The 22,854-nt window shown below is 52.5% G+C and carries 23 protein-coding genes; 8 read left to right on the top strand and 15 right to left on the bottom strand.

The genetic code is table 11. The features are described from left to right. Positions 1–7: 7 nt before the first annotated feature. From cdsA to rpsB, 7 genes are all read right to left on the bottom strand, one after another. The gene (cdsA, locus tag EDC54_RS00860) at positions 8–865 is read right to left on the bottom strand and encodes a phosphatidate cytidylyltransferase (protein WP_132452326.1); all 858 of its coding nucleotides are present in this window, start codon (positions 863–865) and stop codon (positions 8–10) included. A 9-nt stretch (positions 866–874) separates the two neighbouring features. Beyond that, positions 875–1,636 carry a (2E,6E)-farnesyl-diphosphate-specific ditrans,polycis-undecaprenyl-diphosphate synthase gene (gene ispU / locus EDC54_RS00855; protein WP_132452324.1) on the bottom strand — a complete coding sequence of 254 codons (762 nt, stop codon included), beginning with the start codon at positions 1,634–1,636 and terminating at the stop codon, positions 875–877. A 197-nt stretch (positions 1,637–1,833) separates the two neighbouring features. Continuing rightward, positions 1,834–3,030: a 1-deoxy-D-xylulose-5-phosphate reductoisomerase gene (gene ispC / locus EDC54_RS00850; protein ID WP_132452322.1), complete on the bottom strand. Its 1,197-nt coding sequence runs from the start codon at positions 3,028–3,030 to the stop codon at positions 1,834–1,836. A 327-nt stretch (positions 3,031–3,357) separates the two neighbouring features. Beyond that, entirely contained in the window at positions 3,358–3,915 is a 558-nt protein-coding gene (gene frr / locus EDC54_RS00845) for a ribosome recycling factor (protein WP_132452320.1), read from the bottom strand. Between the two features lie 135 nt (positions 3,916–4,050). Then, positions 4,051–4,776, bottom strand: coding sequence for a UMP kinase (gene pyrH / locus EDC54_RS00840; protein ID WP_132452318.1), 726 nt, complete (start codon positions 4,774–4,776; stop codon positions 4,051–4,053). Positions 4,777–4,922: 146 nt separating this feature from the next. Then, on the bottom strand, positions 4,923–5,774 hold the full coding sequence (gene tsf / locus EDC54_RS00835) for a translation elongation factor Ts (protein WP_132452316.1): 852 nt from the start codon (positions 5,772–5,774) through the stop codon (positions 4,923–4,925). Positions 5,775–5,908: 134 nt separating this feature from the next. Next, entirely contained in the window at positions 5,909–6,634 is a 726-nt protein-coding gene (rpsB, locus tag EDC54_RS00830) for a 30S ribosomal protein S2 (RefSeq protein WP_010284816.1), read from the bottom strand. Between the two features lie 345 nt (positions 6,635–6,979). On the opposite strand from rpsB, the gene map reads away from it, so the two are divergent. From map to EDC54_RS00810, 4 genes are all read left to right on the top strand, one after another. Continuing rightward, positions 6,980–7,774, top strand: a complete 795-nt coding sequence (map, locus tag EDC54_RS00825) for a type I methionyl aminopeptidase (RefSeq protein ID WP_132452314.1) — start codon at positions 6,980–6,982, stop codon at positions 7,772–7,774. 41 nt (positions 7,775–7,815) lie between these two features. Then, positions 7,816–10,530: a bifunctional uridylyltransferase/uridylyl-removing protein GlnD gene (gene glnD / locus EDC54_RS00820; RefSeq protein WP_132452312.1), complete on the top strand. Its 2,715-nt coding sequence runs from the start codon at positions 7,816–7,818 to the stop codon at positions 10,528–10,530. A gap of 28 nt (positions 10,531–10,558) precedes the next feature. After that, positions 10,559–11,386, top strand: coding sequence for a 2,3,4,5-tetrahydropyridine-2,6-dicarboxylate N-succinyltransferase (dapD, locus tag EDC54_RS00815; RefSeq protein ID WP_132452310.1), 828 nt, complete (start codon positions 10,559–10,561; stop codon positions 11,384–11,386). Between the two features lie 185 nt (positions 11,387–11,571). Next, positions 11,572–11,961, top strand: coding sequence for a DUF3461 family protein (locus tag EDC54_RS00810; RefSeq protein ID WP_132452308.1), 390 nt, complete (start codon positions 11,572–11,574; stop codon positions 11,959–11,961). 48 nt (positions 11,962–12,009) lie between these two features. Here the strand turns inward: EDC54_RS00810 and EDC54_RS00805 are convergent, their stop codons facing one another. The 4 genes from EDC54_RS00805 to syd form a co-directional block, all read right to left on the bottom strand. Further along, positions 12,010–12,465, bottom strand: a complete 456-nt coding sequence (locus tag EDC54_RS00805) for a flavodoxin (RefSeq protein ID WP_132452306.1) — start codon at positions 12,463–12,465, stop codon at positions 12,010–12,012. A gap of 29 nt (positions 12,466–12,494) precedes the next feature. Continuing rightward, positions 12,495–13,295, bottom strand: coding sequence for a tRNA pseudouridine(65) synthase TruC (gene truC, locus EDC54_RS00800; RefSeq protein ID WP_132453586.1), 801 nt, complete (start codon positions 13,293–13,295; stop codon positions 12,495–12,497). Then, positions 13,288–13,638, bottom strand: a complete 351-nt coding sequence (locus tag EDC54_RS00795; RefSeq protein WP_132452304.1) for a YqcC family protein — start codon at positions 13,636–13,638, stop codon at positions 13,288–13,290. Before EDC54_RS00795 ends, truC begins: the two co-directional genes overlap by 8 nt. A gap of 675 nt (positions 13,639–14,313) precedes the next feature. After that, entirely contained in the window at positions 14,314–14,862 is a 549-nt protein-coding gene (gene syd, locus EDC54_RS00790; RefSeq protein ID WP_132453584.1) for a SecY-interacting protein, read from the bottom strand. 71 nt (positions 14,863–14,933) lie between these two features. Between syd and queF the strand changes: the two genes are divergently transcribed. From queF to xni, 3 genes are all read left to right on the top strand, one after another. Next, a complete protein-coding gene (gene queF / locus EDC54_RS00785) occupies positions 14,934–15,782 on the top strand; it encodes an NADPH-dependent 7-cyano-7-deazaguanine reductase QueF (protein ID WP_132452302.1) in 849 nt (282 codons plus the stop codon). A gap of 195 nt (positions 15,783–15,977) precedes the next feature. Beyond that, on the top strand, positions 15,978–17,342 hold the full coding sequence (gene ppnN / locus EDC54_RS00780; protein ID WP_132452300.1) for a nucleotide 5'-monophosphate nucleosidase PpnN: 1,365 nt from the start codon (positions 15,978–15,980) through the stop codon (positions 17,340–17,342). A gap of 80 nt (positions 17,343–17,422) precedes the next feature. After that, a complete protein-coding gene (gene xni, locus EDC54_RS00775) occupies positions 17,423–18,178 on the top strand; it encodes a flap endonuclease Xni (RefSeq protein ID WP_132452298.1) in 756 nt (251 codons plus the stop codon). A 67-nt stretch (positions 18,179–18,245) separates the two neighbouring features. On the opposite strand, the gene rlmM is transcribed toward xni, so the two are convergent. The 4 genes from rlmM to EDC54_RS00755 all read right to left on the bottom strand — a co-directional run bounded on the left by rlmM (position 18,246) and on the right by EDC54_RS00755 (position 21,456). Continuing rightward, the gene (gene rlmM / locus EDC54_RS00770) at positions 18,246–19,346 is read right to left on the bottom strand and encodes a 23S rRNA (cytidine(2498)-2'-O)-methyltransferase RlmM (protein ID WP_132452296.1); all 1,101 of its coding nucleotides are present in this window, start codon (positions 19,344–19,346) and stop codon (positions 18,246–18,248) included. After that, a complete protein-coding gene (locus EDC54_RS00765; RefSeq protein ID WP_132452294.1) occupies positions 19,339–19,734 on the bottom strand; it encodes a DUF423 domain-containing protein in 396 nt (131 codons plus the stop codon). Before EDC54_RS00765 ends, rlmM begins: the two co-directional genes overlap by 8 nt. A 58-nt stretch (positions 19,735–19,792) precedes the next feature. Further along, positions 19,793–20,716 carry a transcriptional regulator GcvA gene (locus EDC54_RS00760; RefSeq protein ID WP_132452292.1) on the bottom strand — a complete coding sequence of 308 codons (924 nt, stop codon included), beginning with the start codon at positions 20,714–20,716 and terminating at the stop codon, positions 19,793–19,795. A 518-nt stretch (positions 20,717–21,234) separates the two neighbouring features. Continuing rightward, entirely contained in the window at positions 21,235–21,456 is a 222-nt protein-coding gene (locus tag EDC54_RS00755; protein ID WP_132452290.1) for a YgdI/YgdR family lipoprotein, read from the bottom strand. Positions 21,457–21,639: 183 nt separating this feature from the next. Between EDC54_RS00755 and csdA the strand changes: the two genes are divergently transcribed. Next, positions 21,640–22,845 carry a cysteine desulfurase CsdA gene (gene csdA / locus EDC54_RS00750; RefSeq protein WP_132452288.1) on the top strand — a complete coding sequence of 402 codons (1,206 nt, stop codon included), beginning with the start codon at positions 21,640–21,642 and terminating at the stop codon, positions 22,843–22,845. Positions 22,846–22,854 lie beyond the last annotated feature (9 nt).

Below are 22,854 nucleotides of genomic sequence, written 5' to 3'. Positions count from 1 at the left end.
TTCATTTTTAAGCTACGTTATATAGCAGCAACATCAGGCAAGAAAAAACCGGGACCGCCGCAGTCAGGCTATCAATACGATCGAGCACGCCACCATGCCCTGGAATCAAATGGCTACTGTCTTTGATGCCCGCTTCGCGTTTAAACATGCTTTCCGTCAAATCCCCCAGTACCGAGGCCAGCGCAGCAGCGACAGAACAAATCAGCAACGTCGATGTCACCACCGTTAATGGCGCATAGAGGCTAAACAGCAGAGAGATTAACGCCGAGGTCGCCAGACCGCCGAGAAACCCTTCCCAGGTTTTGCCCGGCGAAACCTTTGGCGCGAGTTTGCGTTTACCAAACAGTTTACCGAACAGATAAGCGCCACTGTCCGCTCCCCACACCAGCAGCATGACATAGAGCAACCACCAGGCGCCAATGAACGGGTTAATCGCGTAATGATATTGGCGAAGCGCGACCATGCCCCAAAAAAACGGCACGATTGTCATAACCCCGAAGAGGATCCGTAGCGTGCGCGAATGACGCCAGAAAGATGCGGAGGACGGATAAAACAGAACCAAAAACAACGCGATACCCCACCACACCAGCGATGACCACAGGGTAATACTGATTTGCGGAATATGAACGGAATAATGATAAGCCGGGAGCGATAATAACATCAGGGCCAACAAGAAGCCGCACAGAATGGCGAGCCACAAACGTTGAGCATAAGAGGCGAAACCTGCCAGTTGCCCCCATTCCCACGCAGCCAGCATGCAGATAGCCAGCGTAACAAGCTTGAACCCCAGCGGGGGCAGCAAAAAAAGCGCCGCAATAACAATCGGAATTAAAATAAAAGCAGTAATCAGGCGATACTTCAGCAAAAGTTCCCCCTAGGATGCATCAGCATCGATAGGTGTTGTTCCCCCGAAGCGGCGCTCGCGTTGTGCAAAAGCATTCAGCGCACCTTCAAAGACTTGTTCATCGAAATCAGGCCAAAGGACATCAGTAAAGTAAAGTTCAGCGTAAGCGATTTGCCACAGCAAAAAATTACTAATGCGGTGTTCTCCACCGGTTCTGATCACCAAATCAACCGGAGCCAGATCGTTCAGGCAAATATACTGACATAATGACGCTTCGTTAATACTATCAGGCCGTAAAATGCCTTCCTGCACCTGTTCTGCAAGTTGCCGTACTCCCTGAATAATATCCCAACGCCCGCCGTAATTCGCAGCAATATTCAGCGTGAGCCCCTGATTATTTTCCGTGAGCGCTTCCGAGCGGCGGATCCGCTCCTGTAAACGCGGGCTGAAGCGCCCGATGTCACCCACCACCCGCAGGCGAACGTTGTGCTTATGGAGGCTTTTCACTTCGCTGTCCAGCGCCCGGACGAACAGCTCCATGAGGGCGGAAACCTCTTGCGCCGGGCGGTTCCAGTTTTCACTGCTAAATGCATAAAGCGTCAACGCGTCCAGTTTCTGGTTCACCGCGAAACTGACTGAACGTCGCACGGCTTTTACACCAGCCTGATGGCCAAAAATCCGCATTTTCCCTCGGTTTTTCGCCCAGCGACCATTGCCATCCATAATAATGGCAACATGGCGCGGCCCAGAGGGTAACAGATCGTTAGTGTTTTTTTGATTATCGGACGGCATAACGCGTACTTATTTCCTCAAGCAAGAAATACAACATTCCTTCCGTAACATCAGACCCCCATGGCGCAAAAAAGCCGTGAGCGATCACGGCTTAACCTCACCGTCGGTGCGACAAACTCCGCATAACCGACCGTTGAAGGGTGCAAACTATACCACCTCCACCGCACACGAACAAATTGTGCTACGGGTCTATTCGGCTAACGTGCGTAATGTGTCAGGGTCTGTGTTGCGGCCTGTCTGGCCCAGCTATCGATGGACAACACATCCTCAACGCTAGCCGGTTCCGGCAATGTAAGTTGTTCAACAACATGTCGATTTACCGCTGCAATATCCGTAAAGCGAATCTGCGACTGTAAAAACGCGGCAACGGCAATTTCATTCGCAGCATTCAATGCCGTCGTGGCCGACTGACCATGATTACAGGCATCTATTGCCAGTTGTAAACAAGGGTATCGCGCATAGTCCGGCGTCAAAAACGTCAACGCGCCGATCTGGCAAAAATCCAACGCAGCGACCCCCGATGTCACACGTTCGGGATAAGCCATGGCATGCGCAATCGGCGTTCGCATATCGGGCGATCCTAATTGCGCCAGCACACTGCCGTCGCGATAACGCACCATCGAATGAATCACCGACTGCGGATGAATAATGACTTCCATCTGCTCGGCTGACGCATTAAACAGCCAGCGCGCTTCGATATATTCCAGCCCTTTATTCATCATCGTGGCCGAATCAACCGAGATTTTACGTCCCATTGACCAGTTTGGGTGCGCACACGCCTGTTCGGGTGTCATCTCCGCCAGCGCCGACAGCGGCGTTTCGCGAAACGGCCCGCCGGACCCGGTCAGGATGATGCGCTCAACCCCATATTGTGACAATGAAGAGTAGCCTAATTGACGCTGAATTTGCTCAGGTAAACTCTGAAAAATCGCATTATGTTCGCTATCAATCGGTAACAGCTGTGCGCCGCTTTGCGCGACGGCGTCCATAAAGAGACGTCCGCAGGTCACCAGCGATTCTTTATTCGCCAGTAACACCTGCTTTCCCGCATGGATGGCAGACAATGTGGGTAATAATCCGGCTGCCCCGACAATCGCCGCCATCACCTGATCGACGCCGTCCAATGCAGCAAGATCACAGGCCGCCTGTTCTCCGGCTAATACGTCGGTTTTACAACCGTGCTCCGCCAGTTGCCGACGTAGCGCGGCGGCAGAAGCTTCATCCGCCATAGAGGCATAAGCGGGCTCGAACGCCAGACACTGCTCCAGCATTAACCTGACATTGCGCCCGGCGGCTAACGCGCGTACAGCAAATTTATCTGGATTAGCCTTAATCACTGCCAGCGAACTGACGCCAATAGAGCCGGTGGAACCAAGAATTGTCAGTTGCTTCATTAAAATGCTCTGAATAACCGGATTTGATGACAGGAAGGTACACAAGTCTGAGGCGGTTGCCATGATATGTCTCTGCTCTTCGTCACAATCGCGAGCATCGCAGAAACACATGGCAAAAAATCATTTACTGCCCAGAGGGGCTGGCCTTCACCCATTTATGACATAACAGCCATTATATACTCTCTCAGTCATTCAGGTTTCAGGACAGAACGTTCTCGTTTTAAATAACGCGCGTTCAATCTGAAGACTGACGAATATAAAAATAAAGCGCCGCAGGAAAAAGGGGCAATCCACCGATTTCCTGCGACGCAATAGTCAACGGCCTGATTAGAACTCCATCAGCTCCGCTTCTTTTTCTGCCAGTGCGGCATCCACTTTCTTGATAAAGCTGTCGGTCAGTTTTTGCACGTCGTCCTGAGCGCGACGTTCATCATCTTCACTGATCGCTTTATCTTTCAGCAGCGCTTTCAGCTTGTCGTTAGCATCACGACGCACGTTGCGTACAGAAACACGCCCTTGCTCAGCTTCACCGCGAACCACTTTGATCAGATCTTTACGACGTTCTTCCGTCAGCGGCGGCAGTGGAACACGGATTACGGTGCCGGCAGAGGACGGGTTCAGACCAAGATCGGAAGACATGATCGCCTTCTCAACCGCCGGACCGAGAGAACGATCGAACACCGTAATCGCCAGCGTGCGGGAATCTTCTACGACAACGTTAGCAACCTGACGCAGCGGCGTTGCGCTGCCATAGTATTCAACCTGGATGCCATCGAGAATACTCGGTGATGCACGACCGGTACGAATTTTGCTGATCTGGTTTTTAAACGCTTCAACACACTTTTCCATGCGCGTTTCAGCATCTTTTCTGATTTCATTAGTCACGTTGTGAACCCTTGAAAACTGGTTGCCTGTCAGGCCATGCCAGCGCATAGCCCGGTGAATAATTAATACCAGCGCTCGGCTGGAGTATGGGGTAATACTGGAAATATACTACCCCATAATTGGCGTTAACCGTTATTACTGACTAATCAACGTCCCTTCTTTTTCACCCATGACAACACGACGCAGCGCGCCGGGCTTATTCATGTTGAAAACACGGATAGGCAAGTTATGGTCACGTGCCAGTGTGAATGCAGCAAGATCCATCACTTTGAGTTCACGTTCTAACACTTCCTGATAGGTCAGCGTCTCGTACAGCGTCGCTGACGGATCTTTTACCGGGTCGGCAGAGTACACGCCATCGACCTTCGTCGCTTTCAAAACGACATCGGCCTCAATTTCAATACCGCGCAGGCAGGCCGCAGAGTCGGTAGTAAAGAAAGGATTGCCTGTCCCGGCAGAGAAAATGACGACGCGATTATTGCGCAGCAGGCTGATCGCTTCCGCCCAACTGTAATTATCACAAACGCCATTCAAGGGAATGGCGGACATCAGGCGAGCGTTCACATAGGCACGGTGCAACGCATCGCGCATTGCCAGACCATTCATGACGGTCGCCAGCATTCCCATGTGGTCGCCCACAACACGGTTCATACCCGCTTTAGCCAAACCCGCGCCGCGAAACAGGTTGCCACCGCCGATAACCACACCGACCTGAATGCCTAACTCAACCAGTTCTTTCACTTCCTGAGCCATGCGATCCAGAATGCTCGCATCGATACCAAAACCTTCGGTTCCCTGCAAAGCTTCGCCACTGAGCTTCAGCAGGATTCGTTGATAGACGGGTTTTGCATTGGTTGCCATGGTGTTCTTGTCCTACAGGCTGTCATCGTATTGGGGGTTGTTACCGTTCCACCCGAGCCATCCCGCTGAACGCAGGAAGTCAGGTGTACTGAAACTATTTCGGCTGGATAAAAAGGAACCGCCAACTGGCGGCTCTTTTTTTACTATTAAGACTGCTTGCTCATTGCTGCAACTTCAGCAGCAAAATCAGTCTCAACTTTCTCAATACCTTCACCCACTTCGAAACGGATGAAGCTTGTTACATCAGCATTGTGTTCTTTCAGCAACTGACCTACAGATTTGGCCGGGTCCATAACGAAAGGCTGGCCAGTCAGAGAAACTTCGCCGGTGAATTTCTTCATACGGCCTTCAACCATTTTCTCTGCGATTTCTTTCGGCTTGCCGGACTGCATCGCGATTTCCAACTGAACCTGGTACTCTTTTTCTACCACGTCAGCAGACACGTCTTCTGGCTTAACGAATTCAGGTTTGCTTGCCGCAACGTGCATCGCCAGATGTTTAACCAGCTCTTCATCAGCGCCTTTCGCCGCAACCAGAACGCCGATGCGCGCACCGTGCTGATAGCTGCCCAGCACTTCGCCTTCCAGAGCGGAAACGCGGCGAATGTTGATGTTCTCACCGATTTTCGCCACCAGCGCAACGCGCTCATCTTCGAACTGCGCCTTCAGCACCTCAACGTCAGTGATTTTGCCTGCAACCGCAGCGTCCAGCACTTTGTCGGCAAACGCCTGGAAACCGGCATCTTTAGCAACAAAGTCAGTCTGGCAGTTAACTTCCAGAATCACAGCATAGTTACCGTCGATCTTGGTTTTGATCACGCCATCGGCAGCAACGTTACCTGCTTTTTTCGCCGCTTTGATCGCGCCGGATTTACGCATGTTCTCGATAGCAAGCTCGATGTCGCCGTTAGCTTCAACCAGCGCTTTCTTACATTCCATCATGCCAGCGGCGGTACGCTCACGCAGCTCTTTTACCAGGGATGCGGTAATTTCAGCCATTCTAAAATCCTCGGAAGATTTGTTCTGCCCGGTCGTCACGACCAAACAGCTTTAAAAGTGAAAAAGGGGCCATAAAAAGGCCCCTAACCAAACTAGTACTACCTGGTTAATAAGGGCTCAACGAGCCAGACTTATTATTCAGCTTCGACTAAGCCTTCTTCTGCCTGCACAGCCAGATCCTGAGAACGGCCTTCACGGACAGCAGTAGCAACAGCGCTCAGGTACAGGCTAACTGCACGGATTGCGTCATCGTTGCCCGGGATGATGTAGTCAACGCCATCCGGATCGGAGTTGGTATCTACTACGGCGAATACAGGAATACCCAGGTTGTTAGCTTCTTTGATGGCGATGTGCTCGTGATCGGCGTCGATAACGAACAGCGCGTCTGGCAGACCGCCCATATCTTTGATACCGCCCAGGCTGTTTTCCAGCTTGTCCAGCTCACGAGTACGCATCAGCGCCTCTTTTTTGGTCAGCTTGTCGAACGTGCCGTCTTGAGATTGGGTTTCCAGATCTTTCAAACGTTTGATGGACTGACGAACGGTTTTCCAGTTAGTCAGCATACCGCCCAACCAACGATGGTTCACGAAGAACTGATCGCAGTTGTTGGCTGCATCTTTTACCGCTTCGCTTGCTGCGCGTTTCGTACCAACGAACAGAATCTTGCCTTTGCGAGAAGCAATTTTGCTCAGCTCGGCCAGCGCGTCGTTGAACATCGGTACCGTTTTTTCAAGGTTGATGATGTGAACTTTGTTACGCGCGCCGAAGATGAATGGCTTCATTTTCGGGTTCCAGTAACGGGTCTGGTGACCAAAGTGTACGCCAGCCTTGAGCATATCGCGCATGGAAACAGTTGCCATGATTACCTCTATTAATTAAGTATGGGGTTATGCCTCCACATGTCCCATTGCGCCGACCCCTCCGGTGAAGCCACCTTCAGAGCACCCCGGCGAACGTGCCGACATGTGTGTGTTATTGACACAAAGTGAGTTTAGTCGATGCCGTTGAATACCGAATAACCGATACCCAGCCGGATCACCGGCGCGCTTTATACCATAAATCCCTTGTCGACACCAACATTTGTTGCGCCGCCATTCCCGTCATTCGAATGATAATTGGCAAGCCTGCCGCGAGGCTGATAACATAAGTTATTAGTTATTCATCTTAATTCTCGTGTCTTATATGGCACCTGTGGACGACCACCAATGGCAATATCAATTAAAACCCCTGAAGACATCGAAAAAATGCGCGTAGCCGGGCGTCTGGCTGCCGAAGTTCTGGAAATCATCGAACCCCACGTGGTGCCGGGCATCAGTACCGCCGAATTAGACAGAATTTGTCACGATCATATTACGAATAAACAGCAGGCGATTTCCGCTTGTCTGGGCTATCACGGCTTCCCGAAATCCGTTTGTATCTCCATCAATGAAGTGGTGTGTCACGGTATTCCAAGCGAAGAAAAAATCCTGAAGGATGGCGATATCGTCAACATCGACGTTACGGTGATCAAAGATGGTTTCCACGGTGATACGTCAAAAATGTTTATCGCGGGCAAGCCAACCATTCTGGGTGAACGTCTTTGCCGTATTACGCAAGAAAGCCTCTATCTGGCGCTGAAAATGGTTAAACCGGGGATTCGCCTGCGCACGCTGGGCAAAGCGATCCAGCAATTTGCGGAAGGCAACAATTTCTCCGTCGTGCGTGAATATTGTGGTCACGGTATCGGTAAAGGCTTCCATGAAGAGCCGCAGGTTCTGCACTACGATGCCGATGACGGCGGCGTAGTGTTACAGGCAGGGATGGCGTTTACCATCGAGCCCATGCTCAACGCCGGTGATTACCGTATCCGCACCATGAAAGACGGTTGGACGGTGAAAACCAAAGATCGCAGCTTGTCGGCACAGTATGAGCATACTATTGTGGTAACCGATAACGGCTGCGAAATAATGACGTTGCGTAAGGACGATACGATCCCCAACATTATTACGCATGAACAATAAACACGAAGCCGGCGGTCGCCGGCTTTTTTATGGGTTGCGCTATGACAGAAAAACGCTTTCCTTCAGACAACATGTTTCCTGATAACGCCCCATCAGACAGTCTTGCCGACGCCATCACGACAGTACCGCTCCCTCTCTCGCCGTTAACCTATTCTGACGACATGTTGAACTGTCATACGTTGAAACAGCAATTGGAGCTGTTCCAGCTCTGGCTTGGTTCAGAATTCCGTTCCGGCGTTAGCGCAGAAAAGCTGATTGATGCCAGAACGCTGTTTATCGACCGTTTGTTACAACGGCTCTGGTATTTTTACGGTTTTGAAAACATCGCGCAAACGGCGTTGGTCGCGGTAGGCGGCTATGGCCGCGGCGAACTGCACCCGCTTTCCGATATCGACCTGCTGGTATTAAGCCACACCAAACTCAGCGATGAGCATTCCCAGCGCGTCGGCCAATTCATTACCCTGCTGTGGGATCTAAAGCTGGAAGTGGGACATAGCGTCCGAACGTTGGAAGAGTGCTTAGAGCAAGGACGCGCCGATATTTCCGTCGCAACCAACCTGATCGAATCCCGCATGATATGCGGTGACGTCGCGCTGTTTCTCACGCTGCAAAAACAGGTGTTCAGCGACGACTTCTGGCCGTCATCAGAATTTTTTCCGGCAAAAATCACCGAACAGCAGGAACGCCATCAGCGCTATCACAGCACCAGCTACAATCTGGAACCCGATATCAAAAGCAGCCCGGGCGGGCTACGCGACATCCATACCCTGTTATGGGTCGCAAGACGTCACTTTGGCGCCACCTCACTCGACGAAATGGTCGGGTTTGGCTTTCTGACGGAAGCCGAACGCAAAGAGCTTAACGACTGTCAGAGTTTTTTGTGGCGTATCCGCTTCGCTCTACACTTGATCCTGCCGCGTTACGACAACCGTCTGCTGTTCGATAGGCAGCTTAACGTCGCGCATTTGTTGCAATATCAGGGCGAAGGCAATACGCCCGTAGAGCGCATGATGAAGGATTTCTACCGTATGACGCGCCGCGTCAGCGAATTGAACCAGATGCTGCTACAGCTCTTTGACGAAGCAATTCTGGCGCTGGATGCGAATGAAAAACCGCGCCCGATTGATGACGAATTCCAACTACGCGGCAATCTGGTGGATCTGCGCGATGAAGCGCTGTTTATCAAAAAACCGGAAGCCATCATGCGTATGTTCTATCTGATGGTGCGCAACCGCGATATCCAGGGCATCTACTCCACGACCCTGCGCCAGCTACGCCACGCGCGGCGCCACTTGAGCAGCCCGCTCTGCACCATTCCAGAAGCGCGCCAACTGTTCATGAATATTTTGCGCCATCCTTATGCCGTCAGCCGCGCGCTACTGCCGATGCACCGCCACAGCGTGCTGTGGGCCTATATGCCACTGTGGGGCAATATCGTCGGCCAGATGCAGTTCGATCTGTTTCATGCCTATACCGTGGATGAACACACTATCCGCGTCCTGCTGAAACTAGAAAGCTTTGCCGATGAAGAGACGCGCCCACAGCACCCTTTGTGCGTGGAACTTTATCCGCGCCTGCCCCAGCCTGAACTGCTGCTATTAGCGGCGCTGTTCCACGATATCGCCAAAGGGCGTGGCGGCGATCACTCCGAACTGGGCGCGCAGGATGTGCTGGAGTTTGCCGCGTTACACGAATTAAACTCGCGTGAAGCCCAGTTGGTCTCCTGGCTGGTGCGCTGCCACCTGCTGATGTCCGTCACGGCACAGCGTCGTGATATTCAGGATCCCACCGTCATTCAGCAATTCGCCACGGAAGTGCAAAGCGAAACCCGCTTACGTTATCTGGTTAGCCTGACGGTTGCCGATATCTGCGCCACCAATGAAACGCTGTGGAACAGCTGGAAGCAGAGCCTGTTACGCGAACTCTATTTCGCCACGGAGAAACAATTGCGTCGCGGCATGCAAAATACGCCGGATTTACGCGAGCGCGTGCGGCATCACCGCTTGCAGGCGCTTGCATTACTGCGCATGGATAACATCGACGAAGAAGCGCTGCATCACATCTGGAGCCGCTGTCGCGCCGATTACTTCCTACGCCATTCGCCCAATCAGCTTGCGTGGCACGCGCGCCACCTGCTGGAACATGATACCAATAAACCGCTGGTACTCATCAGCCATCAGGCCAGCCGCGGCGGCACGGAAATCTTTATCTGGAGTCCGGACAGACCTTATCTTTTCGCCGCCGTCGCCGGCGAGTTGGACAGACGTAACCTCAGCGTCCACGACGCACAAATCTTTACCAGCCGTGACGGCATGGCGATGGATACGTTTATCGTGCTGGAACCGGATGGCAGCCCGCTGGCACCGGATCGACACGATATGATCCGTCATGCGCTGGAACAGGCGCTGACACAGAAACACTATCAACACCCTCGCGTGCGCCGGCCCTCGCCCAAGCTGCGTCACTTCAGCGTGCCAACCGAAGTCAACTTTCTGCCAACCCATACGGACAGGCGCAGTTATATGGAGCTCAGCGCGCTTGACCAGCCGGGTTTACTGGCGCGTATCGGGGAAATCTTCGCCGATTTCAACCTGTCGCTGCACGGCGCGCGCATTTCCACCATCGGGGAACGGGTAGAGGATCTTTTCATTCTGGCCGACAGCGACCGGCGGGCATTGAAGCCGGAATTACGCCTTAAATTACAAGAACGGTTGACAGAAGCCCTAAACCCAAACGATAAAGTACCATTGGGTTAATTTTTACAATCAGGAAAGAGAAATCAGGATGCACCAACAACTACAGAACATCATCGAGACGGCTTTTGAGCGCCGCGCTGAAATCACTCCGGCCAATGCAGACGCCGCCACGCGTGAAGCCGTCAATCAGGCAATCAACCTGCTGGATAGCGGTGTGCTGCGCGTTGCAGAGAAAATTGATGGCCAATGGGTTACTCATCAATGGCTGAAAAAAGCCGTGCTGCTCTCTTTCCGCATTAACGACAACCACCTTATCGAAGGCGGAGAAACGCGCTTTTTCGATAAAGTGCCGATGAAGTTTGCGGACTATGATGAAGCGCGTTTTCAACGTGAAGGGGTTCGCGTTGCACCGCCGGCCAGCGTGCGTCGCGGCGCTTATATCGCCCGCAATACCGTCCTGATGCCATCCTATGTCAACATCGGCGCCTACGTCGATGAAGGCACAATGGTGGATACCTGGGTCACCGTCGGCTCCTGCGCCCAAATCGGTAAAAATGTTCACCTGTCCGGCGGCGTAGGTATTGGCGGCGTTCTCGAACCGCTACAGGCTAACCCGACCATCATTGAAGACAACTGCTTCATCGGCGCGCGTTCTGAAGTGGTGGAAGGCGTTGTCGTCGAAGAAGGCTCCGTGATTTCCATGGGCGTGTTCATCAGCCAAAGTACCCGCATTTACGATCGTGAAACCGGCGAAATTCACTACGGCCGCGTCCCGGCGGGTTCCGTCGTGGTTTCCGGCAGCCTGCCATCCAAAGACGGCAGCCACAGCCTCTACTGCGCCGTTATTGTGAAGAAAGTGGATGCCAAAACCCGCGGTAAAGTGGGTATCAATGAGTTGTTGCGCTCTATCGACTAAACGAAAAACGGCGGGTTAAATAACCCGCCGTTTTTTTACGCCTGAGCAAGACGTTATTTAGTCACGCCTGAATACGTCGGTGTTGTAGAACTCACGCACCGGCAACCTGAAGTATGTTAGATATGAGCAGCGTAGGTTCTCGCTGACATGAGAATCAGAACCAGATAAACCGAGAGGGTGACGCTATGTATGACAATCTGAAAAGCCTGGGCATTACCAATCCCGATGATATCGATCGCTATAGCCTGCGTCAGGAAGCAAACAACGACATTTTGAAGATTTATTTCCGCAAGGATAAAGGCGAATTTTTCGCCAAGAGCGTAAAGTTCAAATATCCTCGCCAGCGCAAAACCATCGTGTCCGATAACAGCGGGCAAGGCTATAAAGAGATCAACGAGATTAGCCCAAACCTACGTTATGTGATTGAAGAGCTGGATAACATCTGCCAAAAAGAACAGGTGGAAGTCGATCTGAAACGTAAAATCCTCGACGATCTGCGCCATCTTGAAAGCGTGGTCTCAAACAAAATCGCCGAAATCGAGGCTGATTTAGACAAATTGACCAAAAACCGCTAGTACAGCAAAACCGGGAGCGTTGGCTCCCGTTGTTTACTTCAGTGAAAATTACTGTGCGTCAATCCGTTCAGCCCACGCTTCAACCCACGGACATGAGATCACTTCAGGTTCAGGGTGTTCGGTCGCATCGATTTCCAGAACATCCCCCAAACGCTTAGCGCCGATTTCCTGCAACAGTGCATCAAACAGGTGGCCACCCGCGCAAAAATTCGGATAGCTGCTGTCGCCCAACGCAATCACGCCATAGCGCAACGCAGGCTGATAGCCCCCGCTCTCGCGTAGTGCGGCATAAAGCGGAACGATAGCGTCAGGCAATTGCCCTTGTCCTGTCGTCGACGTAACCACTAAAACGAAGTGTTCACGGTAGTCCAGCCAGGACTCAAGCGTTGCCTCTTCAAAGACGTTGACCTCATGGCCGCGCGCTCTGAGAATGTTTTCCGCTTCTTCAGCCACCAGCAATGCATTTCCGTAGACCGTACCGACAAAAACGCCAATCTGCGCCATGCTCCCGACTCCCTTTTTAATACGACACATTACGATGTCAAATATGACCCAATGAGGTGCCCGCTATCCTGACCTGACTCGGCAGGAAACTCAACCCTTTCAAAATCAGGGAGAATCCCTTGCCAGCCAAACTGCCTCATCACGCCCTGCCACGGCGCATCCCAGCGCGCCTGCAACGTTAAACGCTCACCACTCACCGGATGATTCAACTGTAACTCGCTGGCATGCAACATCAGCCTGCCGCAGGAGAAATGGGCCGCCATACCGCGATTATGCCGCAGATCGCCATGGGCGGTATCGCCGATAATCGGATGCCGGATATGTGACATATGACGACGTAGCTGATGCTTACGCCCGGTCTGTGGATTCAGCGCCACCAAACTGTAGCGCGCCGTGGAATAACGGCCGATAGCGACAGGCATTTCAACCTGCGCCAGAGAATGGTAATGACTAACTGCGGGCTGCGGGGCTTTATCCGGATTGGCAAACTTATCCGCGATCTTGTCCAGCTCTTCGGTCAGCGCATAGTCGATCACACCGTCCCCCTGAACATAACCCCGCACAACGGCGTGATAAGTTTTCTGCATCTGATGCGATTCAAACTGCTGCGACAGTGCTCGCGCCACCTCGCTGGACAACGCCAGCAGCAGCACACCGGATGTTGGCCGGTCAAGACGATGAACGGTATACACATGCTGGCCGATCTGATCGCGCACGGTCTGCATTACCACGACCTTTTCTTTGCGATCCAGCCAGCTGCGATGGACTAGCCAGCCGCTGGGTTTATTGACGGCCACCAGATGCTCATCCTGATAAACGATCTCAAGCATCGTGCGCTGCACCATCCGACGTCTCCGGGCGGAATAACGCATCCAACAGCCCGATGTGCGACAGGATAGCCGCCGTCTCTTCCGGCGAGCCTTGCAACGCCTCTTCAAAATAGGGAAGCAGCGACAGCTCGTCGGGCAGCGCTAACTCACTATCCAATAAAGCATGCATGCGCGGCAAAAACACCCACTGTAACCACTCTTCGGGCCGCATGGTATCAAGGCTGAACGGCTCCGTACTGTTAAACGCCTCATCCTCCGGCGGAACAACCTGCCAAAAAGGGCTTTCCCGCAGTGCGCGCTCAATCGCGAATAATGACTGACGAACCCGATGTTCTCTACTCATGTGGCATCTCGCCCCTGAAGTCGACATTAATGGCGGCAAAGCATAGCACTGATATTCGCCGCGCCCAATCTTCGCCCTCTCATGGCCTGGCCGATCAATATTCACCGCAAAAAATTGGGGGTACTGATTGCTCAGTACCCCCGGTTCGTTTTATAGCTATCCCGCTACACATTTGCATCCCTGCTCATCCATGAAAACTTTTCCTTATTTGGTCATCCTGACCCACAATCCCTGCTGGCGTCCCACTTTCTTCCTGACGTTTCCATCCTGTCTCATCCGTGATTCAATCCCTTTAGGCTCCTGCCCCACCGATATTCCTAATCGGCTCTCAATCTCCTTCCTGGAGGTGTCCTTGATTTCATCCTGAAACCCGGTTTCTTCCTGAAAACAGGTCGAATAAGGTAACGTTATTTTGTTACCGATAGTCACCGTTACACACACTGTAACCGGTTACTATTTTAGGTAATAAGATGTATTAATTGCCAGCGTTCGGCAAGGGGTAAGTAACAACCTTTCTCAATAGATCTTAAACAATATTACGAAAAATTATAATAACCAATTGATAATAAATAAAAAATTAAAACTGAAACCATACTTCAATATTAAAGAGAAGACATTTCTTACAGCAAATGTAAGAGATCTCTTACAAGCTCAAACGTAAAACCCGATTAATCATTAGAAGGCTACCGGATTAAGGTCAGAAAGAAATTCAGCCAGCGTCGGCGCTAAAACCTGACGCTTTTTCGTTCCGAATACCTCCAGTATCACTTCCCCGGAAACATTACAGAGCGATACCATCGTCATGTCAGAATCCGTCGTCGCTAAAAATAGCGTCGGCGGGAGCTTAAGACGTTTCTGGGTTAGCAAATGGCCAATCAGGTTTTCCTGCATACGGGTGAAATCCTCTTCACTCCACACCTGCAACAGTTGGCAGGAGAGTGAATCGAACTGCGCCGCCATATCGCCGGCATACTGTGTGGTATAGAAGGGGTGGATATCAGGGTGCAAGCCAATTTCCAGCGCGCGCGCCACCCCATCCAGCGTGGCAGAGGGAGAAAAAGGCTGCGGCGCCCAGTAAACCGCCTCTCCGCGATTTTCGACAATGCACGGAGAAGGCACTCCATACAGCGCGTCACTGGCGGGCAAATGCCCCTTCTGCTGCTGCCAGTGTTCCACATAGCGCTGGGTAAACGCGGCCAATGCCGAAACCACCCCATTTTCCATAATTTTTTTCATCACTCTTTTAGTCAGGTTACACTATTCATCATCACGTTTATCATACCGAAGGTATCAGCATGTCCGTTTACGACAAGCATCAGGCCTTAAGCGACCTGACGCTGGGGAAGCCCACCCCCTATCACGATCATTATAATGCCGCGCTTCTGCAACCCGTACCGCGCAGCCTGAATCGCGAACCGCTCGGTCTTCATCCAGACAGCCTGCCGTTTCATGGCGCAGACATCTGGACGCTCTATGAACTCTCCTGGCTCAACGCCCGCGGTGTCCCTCAGGTTGCCGTCGGCGAAGTGCGCCTCAACGCAGAAAGTCTCAACCTGATAGAGTCAAAAAGCTTTAAACTGTACCTGAATAGCTTTAACCAGACGACATTCGGCAGTTGGGAGAGCGTGCGCGCAACGTTAGCCAGGGATCTGTCACACTGCGCACAAGGCGACGTGAGCGTCACGCTTTTCAAACTCAGCGAGCTTGAGAGCCAACCTCTGGCCGCATTCGCCGGCGAGTGCATCGACGAGCAAGACATTCAGATAGATAATTACGACTTCAACGCCGACTATCTGGCCGCCAACGTGCAGGATGCCCCTGTCGTTGAAGAAACGCTGGTCAGCCACCTGCTGAAATCCAACTGTTTGATCACCCATCAGCCCGACTGGGGTTCAGTACAAATTCACTATCGCGGCAAGCGCATCAACCGTGAAGCGCTGCTGCGCTACATCGTTTCATTCCGTCATCATAACGAATTTCACGAGCAGTGTGTGGAACGAATTTTTAATGACCTGACGCGCTATTATCAGCCGGAAAAACTCAGCGTATATGCTCGCTATACCCGACGAGGCGGGCTGGATATCAACCCGTGGCGCAGTAACTCTCCCTTTAATCCGCCAAATGGACGCCTGCCGCGCCAGTAACCGACCAATCAACCGCGTGTCTTTAAGGTAATAATGCGTAATGCCGCGCAAGTGCTCGCGAAGAGCACCGCCAACATTGGAAAAAAGACTGGCCGCGCGCTAAGGTGGTATGCCAGACAAACAGAGCCACAGCGCCTCAACCGCGTTCAAGTCGGTTTTGGCATTGCGAATTATATTGCATTTCAAGGAGCAAAATTGATTACACATATCAGCCCATTGGGATCGATGGATTTGTTATCGCAGTTGGAAGTGGACATGCTGAAAAGCACCGCCAGCAGCGATCTCTACCGTTTGTTTCGCAACTGTTCTCTTGCCGTATTGAATTCCGGAAGCCAGACAGACAACAGCAAAGAACTGCTGTCTCGTTATGAAGATTTTGATATCAACGTGCTGCGCCGCGAACGCGGCGTCAAACTGGAATTGGTCAACCCGCCGGAAGATGCCTTCGTAGACGGCAACATTATCCGCGCATTGCAGGCGAACCTGTTCGCCGTCCTGCGCGACATTCTTTTTGTCAACGGCCAAATCACCAGCGCAGGGCACTATCAGAACCTCAACCTGGAAAATTCCGCCCACATCACCAATCTGGTGTTTTCCATCTTGCGCAATGCCAGAGCCCTCCACGTTGGGGAAGAACCGAACATGGTCGTGTGCTGGGGCGGCCATTCGATTAATGAAACCGAATACCTGTATGCCCGCAAGGTGGGCAGCCAGCTCGGCCTGCGTGAACTCAACATCTGCACGGGGTGCGGTCCGGGCGCAATGGAAGCGCCAATGAAAGGCGCCGCGGTCGGCCATGCGCAGCAGCGCTACAAAGATGGACGTTTTATCGGTATGACCGAGCCATCCATCATCGCCGCCGAGCCGCCAAACCCGCTGGTCAATGAGCTGATTATCATGCCGGACATCGAAAAACGTCTGGAAGCATTTGTCCGCATCGGACATGGCATCATCATTTTCCCCGGCGGCGTAGGGACGGCAGAAGAGTTCCTTTACCTGCTGGGCATCATGATGAACCCGGAAAACAGCGAGCAGGTGTTGCCGATAATCCTGACGGGACCAGAGGAAAGCGCAGACTATTTTCGCGTGCTGGATGAGTTCATTGTCGGTACGCTGGGCCGTCAGGCACGCCGCTATTACTCGATCATCATTAATGATGCCGCAGACGTCGCCCGGCAGATGAAAAAAGCGATGCCGCAAGTGAAAGAAAGCCGTCGTCACTCGGGGGACGCCTACAGTTTTAACTGGTCGCTGCGCATCGCGCCGGATTTGCAATTGCCGTTCGAACCGACGCATGAAAACATGGCCGCGCTCAATTTGCACCCCAACCAACCGGCAGAAGAGCTTGCCGCGGCCCTGCGCCGTGCGTTCTCCGGCATCGTCGCGGGTAATGTGAAAGAAGTCGGCATTCAGGCCATTGAACAGCGCGGGCCTTACAAAATTCATGGCGATCCGCAGATAATGAAAAGCATGGACACTCTGTTACAGGGCTTCGTCGCGCAACAGCGCATGAAGCTCCCCGGCAGTGCTTACATTCCCTGCTACGAAATCTGCGCATAATCGACCGCGCTATCGATACCTACGCGGGGGAAGCTCAGCTTCCCTCTTTTATCACGGATAGCACTCTCAGGAATTACGCTATGCCCGCCCATTTGCTGATTGTCGACGCACTCAATCTGATACGTCGCATCCATGCGGTACAGGGCTCTCCCTGTGTCACGGCATGCCAACATGCCCTGCATCAGCTCTTACAACACAGCCGCCCCACCCATGCCGTCGCCGTGTTTGATGATGAGGATCGCGAACTGAGCTGGCGCCACCAGCTCTTGCCGGATTACAAAGCGGGGCGCGCGCCGATGCCGGAAAACCTGAAACAGGAACTCCCGCAGATCAAGGCCGCTTTTGCCGCGGCTGGCGTGGCGAGCTGGCATAGCCCCGGCAATGAAGCCGACGATCTGGCCGCCACGCTGGCGATCAAACTGTCATCGACCGGACATCAGGCAACGATCGTTTCAACCGATAAAGGGTACTGCCAGCTATTGGCGCCCACCATCCAGATCAGAGATTACTTTCAAAAACGCTGGCTGGATTTACCCTTCATTGAACAGGAGTTCGGCGTTGCACCGCAGCAGCTGACGGACTATTGGGGGCTTGCCGGCATTAGCAGCAGCAAGATCCCCGGCGTCAGCGGCATTGGCCCGAAAAGCGCGGCGCAGCTCTTACGGCAGGCCGGGAGTCTGGAGGCGCTGTATCAGCAATTGGACGCCATACCAGAGAAGTGGCGTAAGAAGCTGGAACAACATAAAGAGATGGCGCTGATCAGCCGTCAGGTGGCGACCCTGCGTACCGACCTGACGCTCAATGGCAATCTGCAACAGTTGAGATTACCGGCATAAGCGGCCTCTCGGGCCACTTATGCCGACTTGTACCGTATCGACCGGTTCAAAACAGGCGCGTACAATGTTACCGCTCGTCACGGCGGCCAGGCACCGCACTCCAGAAACGGCGAACGTGCACGGTGATCTCCTCACGATCGTGATACAAATGCTTGGCATGCACTTGCGCATTAATCCCATTCTCACTCAGGCGCTCGCGCAGCCGCGTCAGATTCTGCGCAACTTCCTCGTAGCGCTTTTTCATCGGCAATTTCAGGTTGAAAATCGCTTCGCGGCACCAGCCTTTTACCAGCCAGTCGCTCATCAGGCTCGTGACTTTCGCCGGTTTCTCCACCATGTCGCACACTAACCAGTACACATTATTACGCGGCGGCTCGAAACGAAAACCGTCGGCCTGATGGTGCATGACCTGTCCGGTTTCCATCAGGCTGGGGGCCATTGGCCCATTATCTACCGCATAAACCATCATACTGCGTTTGACCAGTTGATAAGTCCAGCCGCCGGGACACGCCCCCAAATCCACCGCGTACATCCCGCTTCCCAGACGTTCATCCCATTCATCCGCAGGAATAAAGACATGAAACGCTTCTTCCAGCTTCAGAGTCGAACGGCTCGGCGCATCGGCGGGGAACTTGAGCCGTGGAATGCCCATATAAAACGGCGAGTTGTTATTGCTGTAAGAATAACCGACATAGCAACAGCCGGGAGCAATGAATAACACGTGCAGAACCGGCCTATCGGCCTTTTCATAGCCCAGCAAAATGTTTTGTTCACGAAACGCGGCACGCAGCGGCACCGTGAATTTGCGGCAGAACTTCATCAGCTCTTTGCTTTCATTGGTGTCCGGAACTTCAACACGCAGCGCGCCCGCCCGTTCAATGGCTCCCGACAACATGCCGACAATTGGCGTGATACGATCGTCCGGCGGCAGATCGCGCAGTAGTTCGCCACTAACGAACATCTGGCGGGCAAAAATCAGCTCGTGAAACGGTAGCGTCTTCACCAGTCGTTCAGCATCATCATGCTGATAGCACTCAAATACGACGTAACCACTGTTCTCTTTTACCCGAGCAAAGCCATAGGCCTCGTACTGTGTCGCTTTTTCGGTGATTTCCGCCGCACACTCTTTCTCAAACCCTGGGCGACAATACAAAATGACTTTATTCATGGCGTTCAGCCTTTCTCTTCAGACGCAGTGCGCCAATCACGATTAATATCCATCCCACCAGAAAACAGGTGCCGCCAATCGGCGTCACATAAACCCAAAGCTTAAGATGGGAAAGCGCCAGACAGTACAAACTTCCGCTGAAGAGTACCGTACCTAACGCCAGAAAAATGCTACTCCAGTAAAACCACAAATTGGTACGCTGCTGCATGGCGACCGCCAACACCAGAATCGCCAGCGTGTGAAATGCCTGATACTCAAGGCCGGTATGCAACCAGCCAAGCTCCTTCGCACCCAGCGTCTTGCTAAGAACGTGGGAGCCAAACGCCCCCAGCGCGACAAAAACGAAACCGCTGATAGCAGCAAACACCAGCATAAAACGACTATTCATCGTGGTTACCTACATAAGTTATTCGGTCGAGCGAGATACCATAAACAACGGTGCGGCTTCAGCGCGTACCGTTATCATAGCGAAAACGAAATTTTTCCTGTTCACTGGCTGCTCGCGCCAGAATCCAATGGCGAAAGGCGGCTATTTTACCCAGTTCTGCCTGACTGTCATGACATACCAGATAAAAAGCATTCCGGCTAACCAGCACATCGTTAAACGGACAGACCAGCCGTCCGGCCTCGATCTCCGTTTGCGCCATCACATTGTTCGCCAGCGCGACGCCCTGCCCGTGAATCGCGGCCTGCAACACCATGGCGCTGTGGCTGAAAATCGGCCCTTGCTGCACATTAATTTGCACGCCAAGCTGGCGCGTATAGGACAGCCAGTCACGCCGAGAAGCATCGTGCAACAGCGTATGAGCAGCCAAATCGTTCGGCGTTTTCAACGGATGTTCGCCGGTCAGGAGCAAAGGAGAACAAACCGGAAGCAGATATTCCGCATACAGTTTCTCTACCCGCAATCCCGGCCAGTTTCCGCGACCGTAAAAAATCGCGACGTCGACATCGTCCGCCAAACGATCCTCTTCACGATCCACGGCCTGAATACGAACATCAATGCCCGGATAGTCGGTATTAAAACTCGACAACCGTGGCACCAGCCAGTGAATGGCGAAACTGGGTAACAGGCTGACGGTTAAGGCCCCTTTCGCGCTGCGCGACTGAAGCTTTCTCGTCGCCTCATTGATAGACGAAAAAATTTCCTTTATATCAAGATAATAGCTTTGTCCCTCTTCCGTCAGCAGCAAAGAGCGATTACGGCGACGAAATAGCTTCAGCCCCAGAAAATCCTCCAGTGACTTAATCTGATGGCTGACGGCAGCCTGAGTAACAAACAATTCTTCCGCCGCTTTGGTAAAACTCAAGTGGCGAGCCGCCGCATCAAAAACGCGTAATGCATTCAGCGGAGGTAAACGTTTTGACATGAACGAAATCTTTTTATTTGCGCTGAACCAGCGAGTGATCGAACACATTAATACCCGATAAATCTAAAGATGCAGAACGAGGATCGCGGGAAACACACCAGTCAATTAGCTGCCTAAGCAATTAATGTCATCGACGACGGTCGGCCTATCTGCAACACATGACAACGGGTACATCCATTAGTTTTTTTTATCCGAGACATTATAAATTGTCCGTTGAGGATGTACCAGCAAATACCTATATTAGCGCAACTTCCTGAGCCGGAACGAAAAGTGCAGAGGGGTAACCTGAAGTGCTTTTGGCTTGTGGTTGTGATGTTGTGTTTGCTATTTGTTTGTCTGTCTTTTGCAGATTATGGTAGCAAGTCTACCTTATTCACTTCCTGTACATTTACCCTGTCTGTTTAAAGTGATTTTTTATATGGCACCGCAATAGCGGTGCTTTTTTTTGCTTACGATAAAACAAAAACGCCAGCGTCTCTGGCGCTGGCGTTTTTATCGGGATTAACGTTGCAGCATAATTACTTCGCTTCCACCATTTCCCTAACATTATCACGGCTAATTTGCTGCTTCTGACCATAGGCATCGGTATAGCTGATCATACCGGTATCATTATCCACTTTGGGTTTGCCGTCAGAAATAATGGTACGTCCGTCATTGGTATGTAAAACATAGTTGCTAGAACAGGCGGCCAGAGAAAATGCCATTACGACAGCGGCAAAAATAGAGATTTTATTCTTCATAATTAGCCCTCATCAAATTTATGTTTCTTCCAATTAACCTTATGCATCAGGAAACCCTGAAATTTAACACTTTAAAGCTTAGCAAGAGTTGGTTTTTTTTCCATAAAATCATACTAAGTATAGTCCTAAACTTGTCTCACCGAGCAAAATGGGACAGGATCTGCCCTCCAAAAGAGGATACCTATGACGCCGTTTACTCCTGCGACCTTTCGCCAGCAATTCCCCGCACTTCAGCATCCGACGGTGTATCTTGATAGCGCCGCAACCGCACTGAAACCCCAGGTCGTCATTGATGCGGTACAACGGTTCTATCGCAGTGAAAGCGGCACGGTACACCGCAGCCAGCATCGCGGAGCACAGGCATTGACCCAACGGTTTGAAGGCACGAGAGAGCAGGTTGCCGCTCTGCTCCATGCCAAAGATCCCCGCGCTATCGTCTGGACGAAAGGAACGACAGAAGCGATCAATCTGGTCGCGCAAAGCTACGCCCGGCCCCGTCTTCAGCCGGGCGATGAGATTATCGTCAGCGAGGCGGAACACCACGCCAACCTGATTCCGTGGCTGATGGTCGCTCAGCAAACCGGCGCGAACATCGTAAAATGGCCAATAGGCGCTGATTTTTTACCGGATATTGCGCAATTAGCTACGCTAATCACGCCTCAAACCCGCCTGCTGGCGCTGGGGCAGATGTCAAACGTGACGGGCGCAATGCCTGAGCTGGCGTCGGCCATTGCGCTGGCACACGCCAATGGCGCTGTTGTGATGGTTGACGGTGCGCAGGGCATCGTCCACTGTCCGCCGGATGTCGAGGCGTTGGATATCGACTTCTATGCATTTTCCGGTCACAAGCTTTATGCGCCGACCGGGATTGGCGTGCTGTACGGTAAAACAACCTTACTAGAGAGCATGGCGCCGTGGCAGGGCGGCGGAAAAATGATGACGCAGGTCTCTTTTGACGGCTTTTTTCCGCAGGCTATCCCGCAGCGATTTGAGGCCGGCACACCACATATTGCCGGTGTTCTCGGCTTGTCCGCCGCGTTAGAGTGGTTAGCGCAACTAGACTGGCGCGCCGCCGAGCGGCACAGCCAGCAGTTGGCGCAGTTGGCCGAAACGCAACTGGCGCAGTTTCCCGGTTTCCGCAGCTTTCGTAGTCCAGGCTCCAGCGTGTTGTCCTTTGATTTTGCCGGTGTCCATCATAGCGATCTGGTTACGCTGCTCGCGGAAAAACATATTGCGCTGCGTGCGGGGCATCACTGTGCCCAGCCGTTAATGGCTGCGCTTGGCGTAAGCGGTACGCTGCGCGCCTCATTTTCGCCCTATAATAATGAGCAAGACGTCGCCGCGCTGATATCAGCACTGGGATACTCCCTTGAATTACTTATCGATTAACCAACACAA

This window comes from Samsonia erythrinae (genome assembly GCF_004342665.1).
GTDB lineage: Bacteria > Pseudomonadota > Gammaproteobacteria > Enterobacterales > Enterobacteriaceae > Samsonia > Samsonia erythrinae.
The sequence above is the reverse complement of the archived record's forward strand: the minus strand, read 5'-3'. Positions and strand labels throughout refer to the sequence as shown.

What these genes read in the sequence shown, in the direction of transcription:
- map (WP_132452314.1), top strand. Translation starts at nt 6,980, where the DNA reads ATGGCAATATCAATTAAAACCCCTGAAGACATCGAAAAAATGCGCGTA.
- ispC (WP_132452322.1), bottom strand. Translation starts at nt 3,030, where the DNA reads ATGAAGCAACTGACAATTCTTGGTTCCACCGGCTCTATTGGCGTCAGT.
- EDC54_RS00810 (WP_132452308.1), top strand. Translation starts at nt 11,572, where the DNA reads ATGTATGACAATCTGAAAAGCCTGGGCATTACCAATCCCGATGATATC.
- truC (WP_132453586.1), bottom strand. Translation starts at nt 13,295, where the DNA reads ATGCTTGAGATCGTTTATCAGGATGAGCATCTGGTGGCCGTCAATAAA.
- pyrH (WP_132452318.1), bottom strand. Translation starts at nt 4,776, where the DNA reads ATGGCAACCAATGCAAAACCCGTCTATCAACGAATCCTGCTGAAGCTC.
- dapD (WP_132452310.1), top strand. Translation starts at nt 10,559, where the DNA reads ATGCACCAACAACTACAGAACATCATCGAGACGGCTTTTGAGCGCCGC.
- syd (WP_132453584.1), bottom strand. Translation starts at nt 14,862, where the DNA reads ATGGAAAATGGGGTGGTTTCGGCATTGGCCGCGTTTACCCAGCGCTAT.
- xni (WP_132452298.1), top strand. Translation starts at nt 17,423, where the DNA reads ATGCCCGCCCATTTGCTGATTGTCGACGCACTCAATCTGATACGTCGC.
- EDC54_RS00755 (WP_132452290.1), bottom strand. Translation starts at nt 21,456, where the DNA reads ATGAAGAATAAAATCTCTATTTTTGCCGCTGTCGTAATGGCATTTTCT.
- glnD (WP_132452312.1), top strand. Translation starts at nt 7,816, where the DNA reads ATGACAGAAAAACGCTTTCCTTCAGACAACATGTTTCCTGATAACGCC.
- queF (WP_132452302.1), top strand. Translation starts at nt 14,934, where the DNA reads ATGTCCGTTTACGACAAGCATCAGGCCTTAAGCGACCTGACGCTGGGG.
- EDC54_RS00760 (WP_132452292.1), bottom strand. Translation starts at nt 20,716, where the DNA reads ATGTCAAAACGTTTACCTCCGCTGAATGCATTACGCGTTTTTGATGCG.
- EDC54_RS00805 (WP_132452306.1), bottom strand. Translation starts at nt 12,465, where the DNA reads ATGGCGCAGATTGGCGTTTTTGTCGGTACGGTCTACGGAAATGCATTG.
- ispU (WP_132452324.1), bottom strand. Translation starts at nt 1,636, where the DNA reads ATGCCGTCCGATAATCAAAAAAACACTAACGATCTGTTACCCTCTGGG.
- tsf (WP_132452316.1), bottom strand. Translation starts at nt 5,774, where the DNA reads ATGGCTGAAATTACCGCATCCCTGGTAAAAGAGCTGCGTGAGCGTACC.
- EDC54_RS00765 (WP_132452294.1), bottom strand. Translation starts at nt 19,734, where the DNA reads ATGAATAGTCGTTTTATGCTGGTGTTTGCTGCTATCAGCGGTTTCGTT.
- EDC54_RS00795 (WP_132452304.1), bottom strand. Translation starts at nt 13,638, where the DNA reads ATGAGTAGAGAACATCGGGTTCGTCAGTCATTATTCGCGATTGAGCGC.
- csdA (WP_132452288.1), top strand. Translation starts at nt 21,640, where the DNA reads ATGACGCCGTTTACTCCTGCGACCTTTCGCCAGCAATTCCCCGCACTT.
- rpsB (WP_010284816.1), bottom strand. Translation starts at nt 6,634, where the DNA reads ATGGCAACTGTTTCCATGCGCGATATGCTCAAGGCTGGCGTACACTTT.
- rlmM (WP_132452296.1), bottom strand. Translation starts at nt 19,346, where the DNA reads ATGAATAAAGTCATTTTGTATTGTCGCCCAGGGTTTGAGAAAGAGTGT.